The following is a 19829-nucleotide window of genomic DNA, read 5'->3' as shown; positions in this document are numbered from 1 at the left end:
GCCATTGATTTCGCGAAACCCTCAAACGGGTACGGGATTTGCTGATGGCCCGGGACTACAAGAACGAGGAGGAGCGAGACCATGAAGAATCTCAGCAGACGCCGCTTCCTGAAGGCGAGCGGTGCGGCGGCCACGGCGGGCGCCGCGCTCATCGGGAGCGGACTGGCCAACGCGCAGGAGCGGGCGGCGCCCGGGGCGACCACCTTGCCCTACCCCCGCGAGGCGATCACCAGGGCCGGCGCCCTGGAAGACAATGTCCCGGTGCCCTTCAACTACCCGGATGCCGAGTCCTTCTGTCAGATCATCAAGACGGGGCACCCCGTGCCCGGCGGCATCGGCCCAGACGGCGACATCGTCGCCTTCAGCACCCAATGCACGCATAACGGCTGCCCGCTGAGCTACGACAAGGAGGCACGCACCTTCAAGTGCGGCTGCCACTTCAGCATCTTCGACCCGGAGATGGCGGGACAGATGGTGGATGGCCAGTCGACCGAGAACCTGCCGCGCATCCTGCTCGAGCACGATACGGCGGACGACAGCCTCTACGCCGTGGCGGTCGAGGGGCTCATCTACGGCCGTCAATGCAATCTGCTGTGATCGGGAGACCACGATGACCCAGTACCGAGACCGCATCCCGCTGCCGCCGCCGGACGCGCAGCGCACCAACATGACCTGCCACTTCTGCATCGTCGGCTGCGGCTACCAGGTCTACAAATGGCCGGAGAACCGCGAGGGCGGACGCGCGCCGGACGAGAACGCCCTGGGGCTCGACTTCCGCAAGCAGCTGCCCGCGCTCGGCATCATCATGACCCCGCCGATGCACAACGTCGTGACGGACCGCGACGGCAGTCGCCACCACATCATGATCCTGCCGGACAAGGAGTGCGTGGTGAACCAGGGGCTGTCCTCGACCCGAGGCGGTCAGATGGCGAGCGTCATGTTCACCGGCGAGGGGCCATCGCGCCAACGGCTCTATTACCCCATGCTCTTCACCGGCGACGACTGGGTCGAGACCAACTGGGACCAGGCGTTGCAGGTCTATGCCGGCGTCACCAAACGCATCCTCGACAGCGGCGGACCCGAGCAGATCGCCTTCGACGCCTTCGACCACGGCGGCGCCGGCGGCGGCTTCGAGAACACCTGGGGCAGCGGCAAGCTGATGTTCAGCGCCATCCAGACGCCCCTGGTGCGCATCCACAACCGACCCGCCTACAACTCCGAGTGCCACGCCACCCGCGACATGGGCATCGGTGAGCTGAACAACAGCTACGAGGACTCGGAGCTCGCCGATACCCTCTTCTACATCGGCGCCAATGGCTACGAGACCCAGACCAACTACTTCCTCGCCCATGCCCTGCCGAACATGACGGGCAAGAATCTGGACAAGAAGAAGCAGTGGTTCCCGGGCGAGAGCGTCGCGCCGGCCAAGGTCATCTTCGTCGACCCGAGGCGCAGCCTGACCATCTCGGTGGCGGAGCACCTGGCGGGCAAGGACAACGTCCTGCATCTGGCCATCGCGCCGGGCACGGACACCGCGCTCTTCAACGGCCTCATGACCTATGTCGTCGACCAGGACTGGCATCACGAGCGCTTCATCCGCGATCACACCAGCGGTTTCGAGGAGGCGCTGACGGCCAACCGCATGAGCCTCGCGGACTGCAGCCGCATCACCGGCGTGCCCGAGGCGGACATCGTCAAGGCCGCGGAATGGGCCTACAAGCCGAAGGCATCCAGGCACTACCCGCGCACCATGCATGGCTACGAGAAGGGCATCATCTGGGGCAACGACAACTATCGCATCCAGTCCGCCCTGGTCGATCTGGTGCTGACCACCGAGAACGTCGGACGGCGCGGGACCGGGGTGGTCCGCATGGGCGGTCACCAGGAAGGCTACGCCCGCCCGCCCTATCCAGGGGGACGTCCCGCCCGCTATGTCGACCAGGAGATCATCGAAGGCCGAGGCAAGATGCTCACGGTGTGGGCGACCAATCCCTTCCAGTCGACCCTCAACGCGGAGCAGTTCCGCGAAGCGGTCTACCGCCGGTCCGCCATCGTGCGCGATGTCATCGGCAAGGCGCGCGGGGCGAGCGCAACCGACCTGGCGGATCTGATCTTCGATGCGGTGGAGAACCGCGGCGGACTCTTCGTCGTCAATATCGACCTCTACCGCACCAAGCTCTCCGATGCCGCGCATCTGCTGCTGCCGGCCACGCATCCGGGCGAGATGAATCTGACCGCCATGAACGGCGAGCGGCGCATGCGCCTCTCCGAGCGCTTCATGGATCCGCCTGGGGAAGCCAAGCCCGATTGTCTGATCGCGGCGGAGATCGCCAACACCCTCAAGGCCCTCTACGAGCATCAGGGCAACACCGAGATGGCCGCGCGCTTCGCGGGCTTCGACTGGACGACCGAGGAGGACGCCTTCAACGACGGTTTCCGCAAGCCCGAAGGGATCGACAGCCAGGGCGGACCGACGGGCGACTTGGCGACCTACGACCGGCTGCGTGTCATGGGCACCAATGGCGTGCAGCTGCCGATCAAGGCATTCAAGGACGGCAAGCTCGTCGGCACAGAGATGCTCTACACCGACTACAGGTTCGACACCAAGGACGGCCGGGCGCATTTCCAGCCGGCGCCCTGGAACGGACTGCCGGGCACCGTGGAAACCCAGCGAAAGAAGCACCGCTTCTGGGTCAACAACGGCCGCACCAACCACATCTGGCAGACTGCGTATCACGACCGCCACCTGCCGTTCCGCCGCGAGCGCTTTCCCATGTCGCCGCTGGAGATGAATCCGGACGACGCCAAGAGCCTCGGCATCGTCTCGGGCGACATCGTCGAGCTGCACAACGACTACGGCTCCGCCTTCGCCATGGCCTATCTGGAGCCGGACATCGCCCCAGGTCAGAGCTTCATGATGTTCGGCTATGACAACGGCGTGGTGGGCGACGTCGTCACCGACTGGACCGATCGCAATCTGGTGCCCTATTACAAGGGCACCTGGGCGGATATCCGCAAGGTCGGGACCATGAAGGACTACAAACGCACCGTCTCCTTCAAGCGGCGACGGTTCTTGAGCGCCTGAGGCCGCGCGTATCCAGGAAGGCGACGGGGCGCTGGCCCCGGCCGCCTTTCCGAGCGGGTATCCCATGCCGAGCCAGGCATGCACAGTTCAGAGCACAGCATGAGCCAACCAGCCCTGACGGACGCTCTCGGTCGGCGCATCGAGTACCTGCGCCTGTCGGTCACGGACCGCTGCGACCTGCGGTGCACCTATTGCCTGCCGAAAGGCTTCAGAGGGTTCGAAGCACCTGATGCCTGGCTGACGCTCGACGAGATCGTGCAAGTCGTACGGGTCTTCACGGCCTTGGGCGTGCGTCACGTGCGCCTGACCGGAGGCGAGCCCCTGCTGCGCCGCGACCTGCCGCTGTTGGCTGCCCGACTAGCAGCCCTGCCTGGCCTGGATGACCTGTCGCTGTCCACCAATGGAAGTCGCTTGAAAGCGCTGGCGAAACCGCTCCATGCGGCTGGCGTGCGTCGTTTGAATGTCAGTTTGGACAGCTTGCGTCCGGACGTCTTCAGGCAGATCACCGGGGGACGGCTGGATCCTGTCTTGCGCGGCATAGAGGCGGCTCAGCAGGTCGGCTTTGCCCCGATTCGAATCAATACACTGCTCATGCGCGGCGTAAACGACGGCGAGCTCGACGAGCTGATTGCCTACTGCAGCACAGGTGGCTTCACCTTGCGGCTGATCGAGGCGATGCCGATGGGTGCGACCGGCCAGAGTGCCGCCGGTCATTCCCTGGAGCTGCAAGACATCCAACGCCGACTGGAGCAGCGCATCGAGCTGATCCCCGAACGTCTGCCCGGGGGCGGTCCGGCCCGCTACTATCGTCTCGAAGGGACCGATGCCCACATCGGCTTCATCAGTCCACGCTCGCGGCATTTCTGCCAAACCTGCAATCGTGTGCGGCTCACCGTCGATGGCACCCTGCTGCTCTGTCTCGGGCGGGAGCAGAGTGCGCCCCTGAGGGCGTTGCTGCGGGCGGGTATCAGTGACACCGAGCTCAGCGCCTACCTGCAGCGAGTCATCGCCTTGAAGCCAGAGGGTCATCACTTCAACGAATCGCCGTTGAACATCGACCGCTTCATGGCCGTGAGCGGTGGCTAGGTGGGGCGACAGTCACCAAGGAGAGTGGCCGCTTTCGGTGCGTCCCCTGACCTCATAGGCCCAGAACCGGGCTGCAGAAGTCGCCGGATGCCCTCCTAGCCATCGACAGAATCGAGTGACTGGTTTTGGCCGACTCCTTCCGCTGAGCCGCCGGGGGTGAGCTTCCGCTCCTGGGACTTATGGAAGGCTTTCCATAAGCCCCATTACGCAAGGCTATGTGACCAGGTCATCGCACTGTGGCTTGGTCACGAAAGCCCGGTGACGACACATCAGTACGTCGAGGCCGACTTGGCGATGAAAGGGCAAGCATTCGCCAAGCTTCACGAGCCGAGCACGACTCTCAAACGCTACCGGGCGCCCGACGGCCTGATCGGGCTCCCAAAGACCCTGTGATTATGAGAAGCCTCTAACGCCGGCTGGACGTCATCCCACGGCGGTCACAGAGCACCGCCGAGCTCAACTTTGCATCATCGTGAGCTGTGCATAATCCTAGAGCCGGCGGCTGACCGCTTCGCACTCCATGCAACACATTGATCATTATCGAGATCCTGGCTTTCTGCTGCTTCACCCGCAGGGTGAAGAACAACAGTGAAGGCCGCTACGGGCGCCGGTCGTCGTCTCGATCGCCCCTCCGGAATCGCAAAATCGACTGAAGCAGACCTTCCACGGCGAGGATCCCCAGGAATACGCGACGAAGGGCTCGTGGCTGACCAACGCGCCTCAGGCGCTGAGGGGCGCCGCTCAGTTTCGCGGCTGCGGCTCCTAGCGCCGCCTTGGCTAGCTAGGCGACGAGATGGGGGTAGCGGCGCGGGAACTCCTCTCTGTCCTTGCGGAAACGGCGCTCGGGTGGATAGGGGAAGACGTCTTCCAGGTGGCCTGCGCGGATGTAGTCTTGGCGCGCGCGCCACCAGGCGGGGTCCAAGAGCTCGCCGTGGCGTTGGCGGAAGACCTTGCGGATGCGGGGGTCGGTGAGCAGGAAGGTCTCGAACTCCTCCGGGAAGACGTCGTCCGGTGCCGGCGTGTACCAGGGCTCGTCGCTCATCTCCATTTCCGGGTAGGGCGCCTCGGGGATCTCGCGGAAGTTGCACTCGGTGAGGTAGCAGAGCTCGTCGTAGTCGTAGAAGACGACGCGCCCGCGGCGGGTCACGCCGAAGTTCTTGAAAAGGAAGTCGCCGGGGAAGATGTTGGCGGCGGCCAGCTGTTTGATGGCGTCGCCGTACTCGCCGATGGCGTGGCGGATGTCGTCCTCGTCCGCGGTATGCAGATAGAGGTTGAGGGGCGACATGCGCCGCTCGATGTAGAGGTGCTTGATGATGAGGTGGTCGTCGTCCACCTCGATGCTTCCGGCGCACTCGCTCTCCAACAGCTCGCGCAGGGCCGGCGAGAAGCGGGCCAGCGGAAAGGCGACATGGGAGTATTCCCAGGAGTCGGCCATCCGCCCCACCCTGTCGTGCATCTTCACCAGCAGGTACTTCTCCTTGACCTGGTCCGGGGTCATCTCCTTGGGCGGCGGGAAGCGGTCCTTGATGACCTTGAAGACGAAGGGGAAGGACGGCAGCGTGAAGACGCACATGACCATGCCGCGAATGCCTGGCGCGATCACCAGCTCATCGGACGAGTAGCGCAGGTGCTTGAGGAAGTCGCGATAGAACTCGGCCTTGCCGAACTTCTGAAAACCGATGGCGGTGTAGAGCTCGGCCTTGCCCTTGCGCGGCATCAGGGGGCGCAGGAAGTCGACCACGGCGGCCGGTACCTCGGTGTCCACCATGAAGTAGGCGCGCGAGAAGCTGAAGACGTCCGCGATCTCGTCCGTGCCTGTGAGCAGGGTGTCCACGTAGAGCCCCTGGGTCTCGTCGTTCAGAACGGGGATGACGAAGGGGATCTGGTCCGCGCCATTGATGGCCTTGCCGATGATGTAGGCGCCCTTGTTGCGGTAGAAGGGCGCGCAGAGCACGGCGAGCTGGAAGTTCTGCTGGATGGCTCGATTGGCGGGGAAGCGTGAGCGAATGGCCAGCAGCAGACAGCGGATGTCGCGCCTCATGTCGCGGAAGGGGCGCTTGAAGCCGGCATCTTTCAGGATTCTGGCGATGACCCGGGCAAAGCCCTCGCGCGCCGGGTAGTAGGGCCGGAAGATGGGCACCTCGGCCTCCAGGTGCTCGGTGGAGATCAGCGGCCAGACGAAGATGTAGCAGTTGTTGTAGTAGCGGCGGTCGAAGAGGCGGCAGAAGACCGAGTTGTAGAAGGTCTCCGCCAGCTCGGGCTGATTGAGCTGCGGCAGCAGGCGCATGTACTCGACCTTGACGCGCCGCCAGAGCACGTCGTTGGGATCGCGCAGATGGAATTCGCGCTTGATCAGCGCGACCGTCTCGCCGACGCGCCTGTCGTAGAAGCCGATGCGCTCGCGCGAGGCGCTCTGCACCGCGGGCCAGTCCGCCGCTTCGAAGCGGCGTTGGGCGTCGGCGGTGATCTCGCGGAAGAGGCGGTAGTGACGCTCGAAGCCTTCGAGCATGGCTTCGGCGATGAGCTTGGCTTCGGTCCAGGCCATAGGATCAGGTGTCAGGTGTCAGGTGTCAGGTGTCAGGTGTCAGGTGTCAGCGAGTGTTGCTCGGCTCGGGCCTGGGCGCGAGGGAGGGCGGCGGGCGGCCCTTGCTCGGTGGGGCGATCAGAGGTCCAGAGGCTTGTCGGAGACGACGATACCATCCTCGTCGCAGTAGACGGAATCGCCAGGGGCGAAGCGGACGCCAGCGAAGGTGACGGGGATGTCGCGCTGGCCCTCGCCGCGCCGCTGGCTCTTGCGCGGGATGCTGGCGAGTGCCTTGACGCCGAGCGGCATCTGGCGGATCTCGACGCTGTCGCGGACACAGCCGAAGAGGATGACGCCGGCCCAGCCCTGCTCGACCGCACTGGCGGCGATGAGGTCGCCGAGCATGGCGCAGCGCAGTGAGCCACCGGCGTCGACCACCAGCACGCGCCCTTCGCCGGGGTCGGCCAGGGTGGACTTGACCACGGAGTTGTCTTCGAAGCACTTGGCGGTCACGGCGGGGCCGGCGAAGCGCGGCTTGCCGCCGAAGTCGCGAAAGATGGGCTCGCAGACGCGGAGCGCCTCGCCGTGGGCGTCATAGAGATCGGCGGTCTTGAAATCCATAGGCTCCTCAACAATGGCGAGCGCGATAGCTCGCCTCTGGGAGGCTCCCGCCTCGCCTTGTCCGCTTGTCGCTGCACGCTCGACCAGGGGGTCATCACGCTTGGCGTGCCGCATGGAAAGACCGCTCAGAGAGGGACTGCAGAGTCTTGATCCGACGCGGGCGGCCCAAGGCCGCCCGCCAGATCAAGCTAGAACTGCTCCTCTTCCGTCGACCCGGTGAGTGCGGTGACCGAGGAGACCCCGCCCTGGATCACGGTCGTGACGTCGTCGAAGTAGCCGGCGCCCACTTCCTGCTGGTGCGACACGAAGGTATAGCCCTTCTCGCGCGCCTCGAACTCCGGCCCCTGGACCTTCTCGACATAGTGGCGCATGCCCTCGCCGCGCGCGTAGTCGTAGGCCAGGTCGAACATGTTGAACCACATGTTATGGATGCCGGCCAGGGTGATGAACTGATACTTGTAGCCCATGTCCGCCAGCTCGTCCTGGAAGCGGGCGATGGTGCTGTCGTCCAGGTTCTTCTTCCAGTTGAAGGAGGGCGAGCAGTTGTAGGCCAGCAGCTTGTTCGGGTTCTTCTCGAGCACGGCCTGAGCGAACTCGCGCGCGAAACCCAGGTCCGGCGTGCCCGTCTCGCACCACACCAGGTCGGCGTAGGGCGCATAGGCCAGGCCGCGGCTGATGGCCTGCTCCAGCCCGTTCTTGACGCGGTAGAAGCCATCGTCGGTCCGCGCGCCTGTGACGAAGGGACGGTCGTTGTCGTCCACGTCGCTGGTCAGGAGGTTGGCGGCCTCGGCGTCGGTGCGGGCGAGCAGCAGTGTCGGAACGCCCATGACGTCCGAGGCCAGACGCGCGGCGACCAGCTTCTGCACCGCCTCGCGGGTCGGCACCAGCACCTTGCCGCCCATGTGGCCGCACTTCTTGACGGCGGCGAGCTGGTCCTCGAAGTGCACGCCCGAGGCACCGGCGCCAATCATGTTCTTCATCAGCTCGAAGGCGTTGAGCACGCCGCCGAAGCCTGCTTCCGCGTCCGCGACGATCGGCAGGAAGTAGTCGACGAAGCCCTCGTCGCCGGGCTCGATGCCCTTGGCCCATTGGATCTCGTCGGCACGCTTGAAGGTGTTGTTGATGCGCCGCACCATGGTCGGGACCGAGTCATAGGCGTAGAGCGACTGGTCCGGGTACATGGTCTCGGAGGTGTTGCCGTCGGCCGCAACCTGCCAGCCGGAGAGATAGATGGCCTCGATGCCGGCCTTGGCCTGCTGCATGGCCTGACCGCCGGTGATGGCGCCCATACAGTTGACATAGCCCTTTTTGGCGTCGCCGCGAACCAGCTTCCAGAGCTTTTCGGCGCCGCGCTTGGCGTAGGTGTGCTCGGGCTGGACGGAGCCGCGCAGCCGCACCACGTCGGCGGCGGAATAGCCGCGGCTGACGTCTGTCCAACGCGGGTTTTCCGACCAGTCCTGCTCAAGGGCCTTGATTTGATCTTGGCGGGTCATTTGCAATGCTCCTCTCTTCGTTATGTCTGGGACCGCTCTTACCCGTCTTTCCGGCTCTTAGTACCGGACTCTCAGTGGTTTCTGAATGACAGCGAGACGGCGGATGACTGACCATGTCGCTTGGTCTTGACCGAAAAACCTACCGAGACCATGAGCATTTGACGAGTCAATTATCCTAATTTTCTCTATTAGTATTGATAATTTTCAATGAAGAATCTTGACCTTATGAACCGAATGGAGAAACAGCGCGCGGGCGCGCTCTGCGCGACTTGCCACCTGGAGTCGGCATGAACGCCAACCCAGCCGAGCTGAGACGCGCGCTCATGGAGCACGGCCTGTCATGTGCCGAGCTGAGCCCAGATCCGATCGCGCAATTCCAGGGCTGGTACGAGCTGGCACTGAGCACGGATCTGCCGGAGCCGAACGGCATGACGCTCTGTACCGTGGACCCTCAGGGACAGCCATCGGCGCGCACCGTGCTGCTCAAGCTCTATGACGCGCGCGGCTTCGTCTTCTTCACCAACTATGAGAGCCGCAAGTCCAAGGAGATCGAGCAGAACCCGCGCGTCGCCCTGCTGTTTCCCTGGGTCGCGCTGGCCAGGCAGGTGCAGATCACGGGCCGCGCGGAGCGCATTTCGGCCGCGGAGTCGCTGCGCTACTTCACGACGCGCCCGCGCGGCAGTCAGATCGGCGCCTGGTCGTCGCCGCAGAGCCAGGTGATCAGCTCGCGCTCCATCCTGGAGGGCAAGGTGGCGGAGATGGCGCGCAAATTCGCCCATGGCGAGATCCCCCTCCCGGAGTTCTGGGGCGGCTATCGCGTGGTCCCGCAGATGATCGAGTTCTGGCAAGGCCGCGAGAGCCGTCTGCACGATCGCTTCCGCTATGTGCGCAGCAGCGAGCGCGCAGAGGACTGGGTCATCGAGCGACTGGCGCCCTAACGGCGCTGAGCGCAGACAGGCAGAGACATCCCAGGCGGACGCGACATCAGAGCATCCGCCCCTGCCCCAGAGGTCACGCAGCGAGCTCTGAGACTAGCTTTTCCCGTCCACGACTCCGATACTGGCGACAAAGAAGAAGTAATGAGTGGACGGTACGGACATGACTTCGGGCAGCAAGACAGCGCGCCCCCCAGTTGCGGCGGCATCTGCCGCCCCTTCCTGCAGAGACCCCACGGCCGAGGCCATCGTCTTGGCACTGGATGCCCAGGGCCGCATTCGACTCATCAACCGCAAGGGCTGCGAGCTGCTCGGGCGGCCCGAGAGCGAGCTGGTCGGCCGTGACTGGATCCACTGCTGCCAGCCACCGAGCACGAGCCCCGAGGCGATTCGCCAAGCCCTGCGCGCCGCGCTGCGGAACCGCATCGACGGACATGCCTATTCGCTCAGTCCCGTCATCACGAGCAGTGGCGATACACGCATCATCGCCTGGCACAACCGCCCGCAGCTCGACGCCACTGGCCGCGCGGTCGGCATGCTCAGCACGGGTGTGGAGATCGAGGCGCGGGGTGAAAAAGCGCTGCCGCAAGCCGAGCACGCGCTGCGACTCGGCGCCCTCCTCCACGCCGGCCCCGTCCTCCTCTGGGCCGCGGACGCCGCCAAGCATTGCTACTTCTTCAGCCCCGCCTGGCTGAGCTTCACCGGGCACTCGCTCGAGCAAGCGCGTGGCCTTGGCTGGGTCGAGGCCATCCATCCGCAAGACCGCCAGCACTGCCTCTCCAGCTTCCACGACGCCTTCGAGCAACGCTCACCGCTGAGCCTGGAATGCCGCTTGAGACGGCACGACGGCGCCTATCGCTGGATCCAGAACATGGGGCGGCCGAGCTTCGATGCCGAGGAGCGGCTGATCGGCTATGTCGGCTGCTGCGTGGACATCACCCCCGCGCGCCAGGCCAGGGAGCGGCACCTCCAGGAGGAAGACAGGCGCCGCGAGCGCCTGCAGCTGATTCTGGATCACGCGCCCATCGGCATCTGGATGCTGTCGCCGTCCGGGACGCTCGAGCTGGTCAACCGCACCCTGTGCGACGCCATGGGCATCGCGGAAGCGGATTGGCTCGCGGCGGATCACTATACCGACCTCATCCCCGCGCCCTTCGACGCCGAGCAGCGCGCCTCCGACGCGCGCGCCATGGCCGCGTCCGGCGCGCGCGTGACCCAAGAGCGGCTGCCCTTCGCGGACGGGCGGCTACACGACCTGCGCGTGATCAAGCTCGCCAAGCGCGACGCCACAGGCCGGCCCGTGGCGCTCTTCGGACTTTGCATGGACATCACCGAAGAGCTGCGCGACGAGGCCGCGCGGCATGCCAGCAAGCCCGAGCTCCACAGGATCGCCGACTGGACCTACGACTGGGAATACTGGACCACGCCGGACGGGCGCTTCTGCTACATGAGCCGCTCGGCCGAGCGCTTCACTGGCTACAGCGCCGCCGAATTCCACGCCGACCCGGGCCTGCTCGACGCCATCGTCTATCCGGAGGATCGTCGCGCTTGGCAGGCGCACCTGCCGCTTCACGCGCAAACCTGCCGTCAGGACGCCGTCAGCGAGCTGGAGCTACGCATCGTCAAGAAGGATGGCAGCGTCCTCTGGGTCTCCCACCGCTGCCACCCCGTCTTCGGCGATGCCGGCGACTACCAGGGGCGCCGCGTCACCGTCACCGACATCCAGGACCGCAAGGAGGCCGAGGAGCACATCCGCAACCTCGCCTACTTCGATGCCCTGACGGGTCTTCCCAACCGCAGGCTGCTCCTGGACCGGCTCGGCCAGGCACTGGCCGCCAGCAGCCGCAGTCGGCGCTACGGCGCCCTGCTGATGCTCGACCTGGATCACTTCAAGGCGCTGAACGACACCAAGGGCCATGACGCGGGCGACCGTCTGCTGGTCGAGGTCGCGCAGCGCATCACCCACGTCCTGCGTGAGCTCGACACCGTCTCGCGCCTCGGCGGCGACGAGTACGTGATCATGCTCGAAGAGCTCTCGGCGGACGTGGAGAAGGCGGCGGGCGAGGCCGAGCTGGTCGCCGAGAAGATCCGCGGCGCACTCAACGCGCCTTACCAGGTCGTCGCTGGCGAGCCGCCCCATCATTGCACGCCGAGCATTGGGGTGGCGCTCTTCCGCGGCCACCAGGAATCGATCGAGACGCTGCTCAAGCAGGCCGACGTAGCGCTCTATCAGGCGAAGGATGCCGGACGCAACAGGGTGCGCTTCTTCAGTCCGGCGATGCAGATCGCCATCGAAGCCCGCCTGGCACTGGAGCATGCCTTGCGCCGGGCGCTGCGGGAAGAGGAGCTGCGGCTGTACTTCCAGCCGCAAATCGATCAGCACGGACGCTACATCGGGGCGGAGGCCCTGGTGCGCTGGCACAGCCGCGAGCAGGGCACCTTGATCCCGCCCATGCAATTCATCCCCCTGGCGGAGGAGACGGGGCTCATCTTGGGCCTGGGGCAATGGGTCGTGCGGGAGGCCTGCCAGCAGCTCAAGGCGTGGGAGGCGGACCCACAGACGCGCGAGCTTCAGCTGGCCGTCAACGTCAGCGCCCGCCAGCTACAGCAGCCGGACTTCGTCGCTCAGATTCGCGACAGCCTCGCCGAGTCGGGCGCCAATCCAGCACGCCTGAAGCTCGAGCTGACCGAGAGCGCCTTCCTCGCCAACACCCAGCAGATCGACGAGCGCATGAAGCAGCTCCGCGCGCTGGGCGTGAGCTTCTCGCTGGATGACTTCGGCACGGGCTTCTCATCGCTCTCCTACCTCAAGCGCCTGCCCTTCGATCAGCTCAAGATCGACCAGGCCTTCGTCCGCGACGTCACCACGGATCCCAATGACGCAGCCATCGTCGCCGCCATCCTCGCCATGAGCCGGTCGCTGGGGCTGGAGATCATCGCCGAGGGCGTCGAGACAGAGGCACAGCGCGACTTCCTACTGGAGAACGGCTGCCACGGCTTCCAGGGCTATCTGTTCGGCAGACCCGCGCCGATCGAGGATCTGGCACAGGTCTGGTGAGATCGCGGCCAGCAAGGGCTGGCCGGAAAGATGGGGTCAGAGCTGCGGACGGGGCGTGTCGCTCGTCTCCGCCGGGAGGACGGGATACTCGACGGTGGGCACTTCACCTGTCAGCGCCTGCAGGAAGGCCGCAATCTTGGCCGCCTCCTCGTCATTGATCTCAGTGCCGAGCTGCGCCGTGCCCATGACGGCGACCGCCTGCGTCAGATCCCAGACCTGTCCCGAATGGAAGTAAGGCCCTGTAACCGCGACGTTGCGCAGTGGCGCGGCGCGGAAGACGTACTCATCCGAGGCTGAATGCGTCACCTCGAAGCGGCCCTTGTCGTCCGGCGGAAGGATATCCGCGCCCGGCCGCTTGATCAGACCGAAGGGGAAATAGCTCTGTCCGCCAACATTGACGCCGCTGTGGCAGGAGGCGCAGCCGCGGTCGACGAAGAGCGAAAGCCCTTCCTTCTGCTCATCCGTCATGGCCGCGTCGCCGCCCGCCATGAAGGTGTCGAAGGGTGCGCCCGGCGTCACCAGGGTCACCTCGAAGGCCTCGATCGCCTTGGCCATGTTGTCGAAGGTGACTGGATCCTCTTCACCCGCGAAGGCCGTGCTGAAGCGCTCCACGTACTCGGGCATGCTCTTCAGCGTGGTGACGACCTGGTCGGGCTTGTTGGCCATCTCCACCCCAGCCTGCACAGGTCCCTTGTGCCTGCTCCTTGAGATCCTCGGCGCGGCCGTCCCAGAACTGCGCGACGTTGAAGACCGCATTGAAGACGGTCGGGGCATTGCGCGGCCCCTTCTGCCAGCCGTGTCCGACGGAGGTCGGGAGATTGTCGTCGCCCCCCGTGCCGACATTGTGGCAGGTGTTGCAGCTGATCAGCCCGCTGGCGGAGATCCGCGGGTCGAAGAAGAGCATCCGGCCAAGCTCGATCTTCTCGGGCGTGATTGGGTTGTTGGCGGGCTGCTGCATCTCGGTGGGCAAGGCCTGTAAACCGGCCTCGGCCGCCTTATCGCGCAGCGCCTGGTCCGAAGCTGAAACCGAGACCGAGACGGCCATCAAGATCGTGCTCGCCAGTGCAAGGGCGGACGCTCTCATCGGAGATTCTCCTTGTTCGAGTGGTGATTCGCACAGGGCGCATGCACCATATAAGCATTTGCGAATGCGCCTATGTACGCCAGCCAACCCTATAAAGGGCACGGACAATGCGCCAATCCGGATTTTCTATCGGGACGATCGGGCCATTCGATGAGCAGGCCCAGGTCCACGGGCGTCTTCCGGAGCCACGGCGGCCCTGGGAGCGCGGAGCCGGACCTGCGCCGCTCGCTCAGGCGTGCATCGAGGAGTGATCCGGCAAGCGTCGGGTGATGGCGGCGAAATCGTCCAGTCGGGCGCTGAAGGCATCGAAGATCGCGGGATCGAACTGGCTCCCACGCGACTCGCGCATGATCTCGACGGCCGCTTCGAAGGGGTAGGCCTCCTTGTAGGTCCGCCGCGACACCAGCGCATCCAGCACGTCCGCAACGGCCATGAGCCTGGCGGAGAGCGGAATGCGCTCCTCGCACAGCCCTTGCGGATAGCCCGAGCCGTCCCAGCGCTCGTGATGACAGTAGGCGACCTCCTGAGCCAACCTTAGAAAGGGCAGCGATTCAGAGAAGCCATGCCCTGCGGCGGCGATGGCATCGCGACCCAGCTGGCTGTGGGTCTTGGCGATCGCCCACTCCCGCGGACTCAGACGACCGGGCTTGAGGAGGATGTTGCGCGGAATCGCCATCTTGCCGATATCGTGCAGGGGCGCAACACGCACGAGCGCGGCGACATCGGTTGGAGCCAGGTCCGCGTAGCGCGGGTAATGGCTGAGCTGGCGCGCCAATGTATCCAGGTAGGCCTGCATGCGTCTGAGATGATTCCCGCCACGCGGCTCATCCGCCTCGGCCAGGCGTGCCAGGGCGCGAATGCACACATCTTGGGCCATCACCAGCTCGTCGGCGCGACGTGCGCTCTCGCGCAGGATGCGTGCCTCGGTGCGCCGCAAGGCGCGTCTCGCGTCGGCCAGCTCCAGGTGCGTCCTCACACGATTGAGGATGGCGCGCGCATTCCCCGGCTTGATGACGCAATCGACCGCGCCCAGGCCCAGCAGGACGTCTTCCTCCCACTCGGTGCCCGGCGCGGAATAGCAGATGACCGGAATCTCTGCGGTGACCGGGTCCTCGCCGAGCTCGCGCAGCAGCTCGCAGCCATCCATGTCCGGCAGATCCGGCTCCAGCAGAATGAGATCCGGCCATGGAGGCTTGTGCAAGGCCTTCAGCGCGCGCCGTCCGGTGCGAACGGCACGGACCACATAGTGCTGGCAAAGCACCCCGCTGAGGGCATCCAGCTCGACTGGAGAGTCGTCGATGAGCAGGATGGTCGGGGCGCCGCTGGTGTGGTGGAGCATGTGCCGAAGGGACTCAGCCGCGGGTTACTGCGATATGAAGAGCCTAGCACGCAGTGCGGAAATCGGCGTCCACGATGAGCGCCCCCGGACAAGCGGCACCCGTGGCCCGAGATGGCGTCGGGGAGATCCACACTAGAGATGCGCCATTTGGGTCTTCGCGGCCTTAAGCGCCAAGGGCGACTGAAGTCGCCCCTAAGAGCGCTGTCGGGACGCCTCTCAGGACAGCCGCGATCGCAAACGAGCGGCGGCGTCCTCAGTCGGTTTCACGCTGCTCGATATCGTCGATCAGCGTATGCAGACAGGCTCTCTCCTTATCACGAGCCAGTTTCCGACCGAGCACTGGCACAGCCTCTTCGCCGATCCAACCACGGCTGAGGCGATCTTGGACCGTATCGTTCATCGCTCGCATCGCCTTGACCTGAAAGGGGAGTCGATGCGAAAGCAGACAGCAGAGGAATAGCCATTGCCGCTTAGATAATGCGGGCTATCACTTGTCCCGGCTCTCGGTGAGCTCGAGAGCCGGCCTCTCTCCGCTTCTAAACCTCCAGCGCCGCACCCTGGCGGCGCAGCCACTCCTTCCGCTCACGGAAATCCGGAAGCACCTTATCGACCTCATTCCAGAACGCGTCCCCGTGGTCGCGATGATGGAGGTGGCAGAGCTCGTGGACGACGATGTAGTCGATGACGGTCTGCGGCGCCATCATGCACTTCCAATGAAAGTGGAGTTTGCCGCCCGGCGAGCACGACGCCCAACGATGCCCCAGCTCCTTGACCTCGACACCCAGCGGCTCGACCCCGACCTTGGGAGCGTAATAGCGCACGCGATCACCTAGGCGCAGCCGCCCCTTCGCGCGGAAGAAGTCCTGAAACGCCAACTTCGCCAGCCTCGCATCACCGGCCGCGACCAGCTCACGCCGCAGCAGGAAGCGCCCGTTCTTCAGCTGTAGCGGCGCGTCCTGACCATCCACCAGCGAGAGTCGATAGGCTCGGCCCAAGTAGAGAAATGCGGCGCCGTTCTTGTACTCGCGAAGCACGGCGGCCGCGTTGAGGTCTCGCCACTCGGCGAGCGTCTTGTAGATCCAATACTCCTTGGATCGAACGATGCGCGCCACTTGGTCGTCATCCGCCCATTCAGGTGCGCGCACGACGACGCTGCCGTCCCTTTCGATGACGATGTCCGCCGTCGCACGCTGACTCCGGATCACCTCGTAGGCGATCTCGTTATTCAGGAGCGCAGTCACTTGATCAGCTCCTCGTGACGCTTTTCCGCGAGCTTCACGATCTCGACGGCAAGCCGCTCGTGTCTCGCGTTCAGTGCTGGGATGTTGGCCAGCAGGATCTCCGTCCCAATGTTGCCACGCAGCTTCTTGACCTCGATGGGCTTCTTCCAGAAGTCGAGCACCCCGATCGTCTCCTGCAGGAGCTCGACGATGCGTAGCATCAGGCTCTTCACCCCCTGCAGGTCATCGGCGGGAGGCTGAGCGCCGTCATAGGCCAGTTGAAGCACGTAATCGTAGAAGGTCGTCGCCTCCTTGGTGAGGCCTTCGGCGACATCCGTTCGACCGGAAATCACCGCTTGACGCAGCCCCGCCAAGTCTCCCGCCAGTGCATCCCAGTTGTTCTTGTGCTGTTCGATCAAGCGCTCCAGCTTTTCGCTGAGCTTGGTGTAGAAGGCTGGGTCCTCGTCGAAGTGGACGGTGCAATGCTTGCGGATGGCATGCTCCATCTCGCTCGCCTTGGCTTCCGAGCTGCCTCCCGCGTGTCTTTCGACGTGCGCCAAGAAGCCCTCGGACAGCAGCTCGACCGGCGGGATCTTCGGGTTGATGCCCAGATCGATCAGGTGCTCGTTGATCAGCGCCTTCACTTTCGCTCCTGCGCCTTCGATGTCCAAGGAGTCGTCTTTGTAGCGCTCCTTGACCATCCGCAGCAGGTAGCCGAATCTCCGCGCGGGGCCGCGGTAAGGATGCCCCACTTGATTGGGCAGGATCAGGTTGAGGCTCTGAAGAAACTTCTTCAGGTAGACCTCGAAGTCCGCCCTCCGCTTGATGTCCTTCATGGCGCCAACGGCCGCATGGATGGCCGCGACATCCGCCTCTGGGGAGCCGAGCCGGCCCTGCACGAAGGCCTCGATGTCCTTCACTCCGGCCGCAATGAAGTGCTGCAGCAGCCGTTGGTAGCGCTCATCCAGAATCGGCATCTCGCTCAGGATGCTCTTCAGGCCCTCACGCACATCCTGCGGATCTTCTTCGGCGTAGATGGAGAGGGCGTGGGCAAGGTCGTCGAACACCCCGATGTAGTCGACGATGAAGCCTCGGTGCTTGTTGGTCGCGACCCGGTTCACGCGAGCGATCGCCTGCAGCAAGTTGTGCTCGCGCAGTTTCTTGTCGATATACATGACCTGCTCGATGGGGGCGTCGAAGCCCGTGAGCAGCATGTCGCACACCACGAGGAAGGCGATACCGGACAGCGCCTTGTCGTGGTCGTCGAGGTCGAAGGGTCGACAGAAATTCTCGACCGCGTTCCAGCGCTTCGCCTCCCTGCGTGCTTCGGTGATGGCCGCCGGCTCGTTCGTGGGGTCCGACGAGACCACGACGGCCACCTTCAGGAACTCGATGCGCAGGGTCAGCTCCGCATCCGGTTGAGGCCTCTGCTTCTCTCGCTCGACACGCTCGTTCAGCGCTCGGCGGATCGCCTTCTGGTAGCGGATCGCCGCCAGCTTGGAGTGGCAGACGACCTGCGCCTTGAAGCCGTCCGGCAAGATGTTGTCGACATAGTGATCGACCAGATCCTTCGCGATGGCCTCAATGCGCTTCTCGGCCTCCAGCAGGTCGCCCGTTGCGCCGTATTTCTTCTTGATCGCGAGGATCTCCTCCTCGCTGCGCTCCTTGAAGAGGTTCTCGAATTTGGTGTCGAAGCCGTGCTGGTCCCTGAGAGCCGTGTCGGCGGTGCGGCCTTCGTAGAGGATCTGGAGCGTGGCGCCGTCGTTGACGGCATCCATGAGCTTGTACTGGTCGATGTAGTCGCCGAAGCGCTTCACGGTGCGCTTGGCACCGTGCTGCTCGGTGATGAGCGGGGTTCCGGTGAAGGCGATCCGGGTCGCGTTGGGGAAGGCCTCGAAGAGGTTGTCGCCCAGATCGGAGCCCTGGGTCCGATGGGCCTCATCGATCATCAGGACGATGCGGTCGGACGGATTCACCACGCCAAACGTCTTGCTGGACGGGATCGCCCGATAAATCGCCGCTGCCGAGTCGGCCGCCTTGAGGATCTCGGGCCTGGGGATCGGCTTGCCGCCGTAGGCGAGGGCCTGGGCCAGCGTATCGGGCAGCGTCTCCGCGCGCTCGTTGAACTTGTGCACCATTACCATGTTGATGTCCGAGGCGTCGGTGCCGAGGTGCTCGCGGAGCTCCGTGGTGCTCGCGATCACCTTGACCTTGCCGCCAATGAGCTTGGCGGTACCTGCCAGCTGCTCTTCCAGGTCGGCCCGGTCGTTGACGAGCAGGATCTTGAAGTCCTCCAGATCCGTCGCGGCACGCAGCATGCGAGCCACGAACACCATGGTGAGCGACTTGCCCGAGCCTTGGGTGTGCCAGACCACGCCCGATCGGGACTCGGGCGACTGACCGAAGCGCAGCCGCTCGACGATCTTCCGCGCGGCGCGGTACTGCTGATAGCGGCCGACCACCTTGATGCGTCTGCCGGAGTCGGTGTCCATGAACACCGTGCAGGTGCGCAGGACGTCGAGCAGTGTCGCCGGGGCGAGCAGCCCCTGGATGAGCGTCTCTTGCTCGCGCTCGACGCCCAGAGGCGGTGTATAGGTCCGATTGCTTTCGGGCCAGATGTCCTTCCAGGCATAGAAGTGCTCGTGCCCGGAGGTGATGGTGCCGAATTCGGCCTTCTCACCGCAGGTGCGGATCAGCAGTAGGTTCGTATGGAAGAGTCGCGGCTCGCCCTCGCGCAAGCCGGCCTTAACAGTTTCCGGCCGGGCGTTGCGGTAGCGCCGCAGTTGCTCGTAGGCGGCGTGCAGCGGGTTGGCCGTATTCGGATCGCCGATCTTCGCCTCGACCACCACCAGCGGAATGCCGTTCACGAAGAGGACGATGTCCGGAATGATGCAGCTCTTCACGCAGCCCGGCGTATCGATGCGGAACTGGTTGATGGCGTGGAACTGGTTGCGCTCCGGATTCGCGAAGTCGATGAGCTTGACGACCGGGTCGGCCTCGCCGGTGACCTCGTTGCGGTCCACCTGGGCCTTGAGAAAGAGCGCTTGGGTCGTCTCGTTGGCCTCGAGCAGCGTCCGGTTGGGCTGCCGCAGAATCTGGTCGCGCAGGTCGTCGAGCTGGCGGTTCGTCAGCCATGGCGTTCCGTCGGACGTCAGGTTGATCGCGCGAACGGCGTCGCGGAAGACCTCGGGGAGCAGCCACTCGCGGAAGCTCGTGCGCAGGCTCTTTTTTGGATCAGAGGGGATGAATCCTTGGCCTTGGTCGATACTGTTCCAGCCCAGCTTGACGAGCTGGTCGAGGAAGGGCTTCTCGACGTGGAGGTATTCACTCATGGTGACGACGCCTTTGCCGGACCAACAGCGCTTGCCCGGATGACCCCTGCCA

At 64.8% G+C, this 19829-nt stretch carries 12 protein-coding genes and 2 pseudogenes; 7 read left to right on the top strand and 7 right to left on the bottom strand.

Going from position 1 to position 19829, the window contains the following annotated elements:
• Nucleotides 1-81 precede the first annotated feature (81 nt).
• From G3446_RS12890 to G3446_RS28695, 4 genes are all read left to right on the top strand, one after another.
• Entirely contained in the window at nucleotides 82-597 is a 516-nt protein-coding gene (locus G3446_RS12890) for an arsenate reductase (azurin) small subunit (protein WP_164453240.1), read from the top strand.
• 13 nt (nucleotides 598-610) lie between these two features.
• Nucleotides 611-3085, top strand: a complete 2475-nt coding sequence (locus G3446_RS12885; protein WP_164453239.1) for an arsenate reductase (azurin) large subunit — start codon at nucleotides 611-613, stop codon at nucleotides 3083-3085.
• Nucleotides 3086-3184: 99 nt separating this feature from the next.
• Nucleotides 3185-4171, top strand: coding sequence for a GTP 3',8-cyclase MoaA (moaA, locus tag G3446_RS12880; protein ID WP_164453238.1), 987 nt, complete (start codon nucleotides 3185-3187; stop codon nucleotides 4169-4171).
• Between the two features lie 258 nt (nucleotides 4172-4429).
• On the top strand, nucleotides 4430-4564 hold the full coding sequence (locus G3446_RS28695; protein WP_280818818.1) for a hypothetical protein: 135 nt from the start codon (nucleotides 4430-4432) through the stop codon (nucleotides 4562-4564).
• Between the two features lie 388 nt (nucleotides 4565-4952).
• Here the strand turns inward: G3446_RS28695 and aceK are convergent, their stop codons facing one another.
• From aceK to aceA, 3 genes are all read right to left on the bottom strand, one after another.
• Complete coding sequence (gene aceK / locus G3446_RS12870; protein ID WP_164453237.1) at nucleotides 4953-6716, bottom strand: bifunctional isocitrate dehydrogenase kinase/phosphatase; 1764 nt, start codon at nucleotides 6714-6716, stop codon at nucleotides 4953-4955.
• A gap of 117 nt (nucleotides 6717-6833) precedes the next feature.
• Nucleotides 6834-7316 (bottom strand): ribonuclease E activity regulator RraA, encoded by a 483-nt coding sequence (rraA, locus tag G3446_RS12865; RefSeq protein ID WP_164453236.1) that lies wholly within the window; start codon nucleotides 7314-7316, stop codon nucleotides 6834-6836.
• A gap of 188 nt (nucleotides 7317-7504) precedes the next feature.
• Nucleotides 7505-8809 (bottom strand): isocitrate lyase, encoded by a 1305-nt coding sequence (gene aceA / locus G3446_RS12860; protein WP_164453235.1) that lies wholly within the window; start codon nucleotides 8807-8809, stop codon nucleotides 7505-7507.
• A 287-nt stretch (nucleotides 8810-9096) separates the two neighbouring features.
• On the opposite strand from aceA, the gene pdxH reads away from it, so the two are divergent.
• Together pdxH and G3446_RS12850 are read left to right on the top strand one after the other, a co-directional pair.
• The gene (pdxH, locus tag G3446_RS12855; protein WP_164453234.1) at nucleotides 9097-9747 is read left to right on the top strand and encodes a pyridoxamine 5'-phosphate oxidase; all 651 of its coding nucleotides are present in this window, start codon (nucleotides 9097-9099) and stop codon (nucleotides 9745-9747) included.
• A gap of 160 nt (nucleotides 9748-9907) precedes the next feature.
• The gene (locus G3446_RS12850; protein WP_164453233.1) at nucleotides 9908-12802 is read left to right on the top strand and encodes a bifunctional diguanylate cyclase/phosphodiesterase; all 2895 of its coding nucleotides are present in this window, start codon (nucleotides 9908-9910) and stop codon (nucleotides 12800-12802) included.
• A 36-nt stretch (nucleotides 12803-12838) separates the two neighbouring features.
• On the opposite strand, the pseudogene G3446_RS12845 reads toward G3446_RS12850, so the two are convergent.
• Nucleotides 12839-13886: pseudogene (locus tag G3446_RS12845) on the bottom strand (cytochrome-c peroxidase).
• 229 nt (nucleotides 13887-14115) lie between these two features.
• Complete coding sequence (locus G3446_RS12840) at nucleotides 14116-15225, bottom strand: HD-GYP domain-containing protein (RefSeq protein WP_164453232.1); 1110 nt, start codon at nucleotides 15223-15225, stop codon at nucleotides 14116-14118.
• A gap of 304 nt (nucleotides 15226-15529) precedes the next feature.
• Here G3446_RS12840 and G3446_RS12835 point away from each other — a divergent pair.
• A pseudogene (locus tag G3446_RS12835) lies at nucleotides 15530-15685 on the top strand (ATP-binding protein); the annotation flags it as partial.
• Nucleotides 15686-15761: 76 nt separating this feature from the next.
• On the opposite strand, the gene G3446_RS12830 reads toward G3446_RS12835, so the two are convergent.
• Nucleotides 15762-16466 (bottom strand): M48 family metallopeptidase, encoded by a 705-nt coding sequence (locus G3446_RS12830; protein WP_342450109.1) that lies wholly within the window; start codon nucleotides 16464-16466, stop codon nucleotides 15762-15764.
• Nucleotides 16463-19777, bottom strand: coding sequence for a type I restriction endonuclease subunit R (locus tag G3446_RS12825; protein ID WP_164453231.1), 3315 nt, complete (start codon nucleotides 19775-19777; stop codon nucleotides 16463-16465). The genes G3446_RS12830 and G3446_RS12825 overlap by 4 nt, the downstream gene beginning before the upstream one ends.
• Between the last annotated feature and the right edge of the window lie 52 nt (nucleotides 19778-19829).

Origin of the sequence: Thiorhodococcus minor (assembly GCF_010820565.1) — a bacterium.
Lineage (GTDB): Bacteria > Pseudomonadota > Gammaproteobacteria > Chromatiales > Chromatiaceae > Thiorhodococcus > Thiorhodococcus minor.
Note: the sequence above shows the minus strand (reverse complement) of the source record. Positions and strands in the feature narration are given on the sequence as shown.

Bases quoted from the DNA above. Each gene is read 5' to 3' on its own strand.
- G3446_RS12890 (WP_164453240.1), top strand. From the start codon at position 82: ATGAAGAATCTCAGCAGACGCCGCTTCCTGAAGGCGAGCGGTGCGGCG.
- G3446_RS12885 (WP_164453239.1), top strand. From the start codon at position 611: ATGACCCAGTACCGAGACCGCATCCCGCTGCCGCCGCCGGACGCGCAG.
- moaA (WP_164453238.1), top strand. From the start codon at position 3,185: ATGAGCCAACCAGCCCTGACGGACGCTCTCGGTCGGCGCATCGAGTAC.
- aceK (WP_164453237.1), bottom strand. From the start codon at position 6,716: ATGGCCTGGACCGAAGCCAAGCTCATCGCCGAAGCCATGCTCGAAGGC.
- rraA (WP_164453236.1), bottom strand. From the start codon at position 7,316: ATGGATTTCAAGACCGCCGATCTCTATGACGCCCACGGCGAGGCGCTC.
- aceA (WP_164453235.1), bottom strand. From the start codon at position 8,809: ATGACCCGCCAAGATCAAATCAAGGCCCTTGAGCAGGACTGGTCGGAA.
- pdxH (WP_164453234.1), top strand. From the start codon at position 9,097: ATGAACGCCAACCCAGCCGAGCTGAGACGCGCGCTCATGGAGCACGGC.
- G3446_RS12850 (WP_164453233.1), top strand. From the start codon at position 9,908: ATGACTTCGGGCAGCAAGACAGCGCGCCCCCCAGTTGCGGCGGCATCT.
- G3446_RS12840 (WP_164453232.1), bottom strand. From the start codon at position 15,225: ATGCTCCACCACACCAGCGGCGCCCCGACCATCCTGCTCATCGACGAC.
- G3446_RS12825 (WP_164453231.1), bottom strand. From the start codon at position 19,777: ATGAGTGAATACCTCCACGTCGAGAAGCCCTTCCTCGACCAGCTCGTC.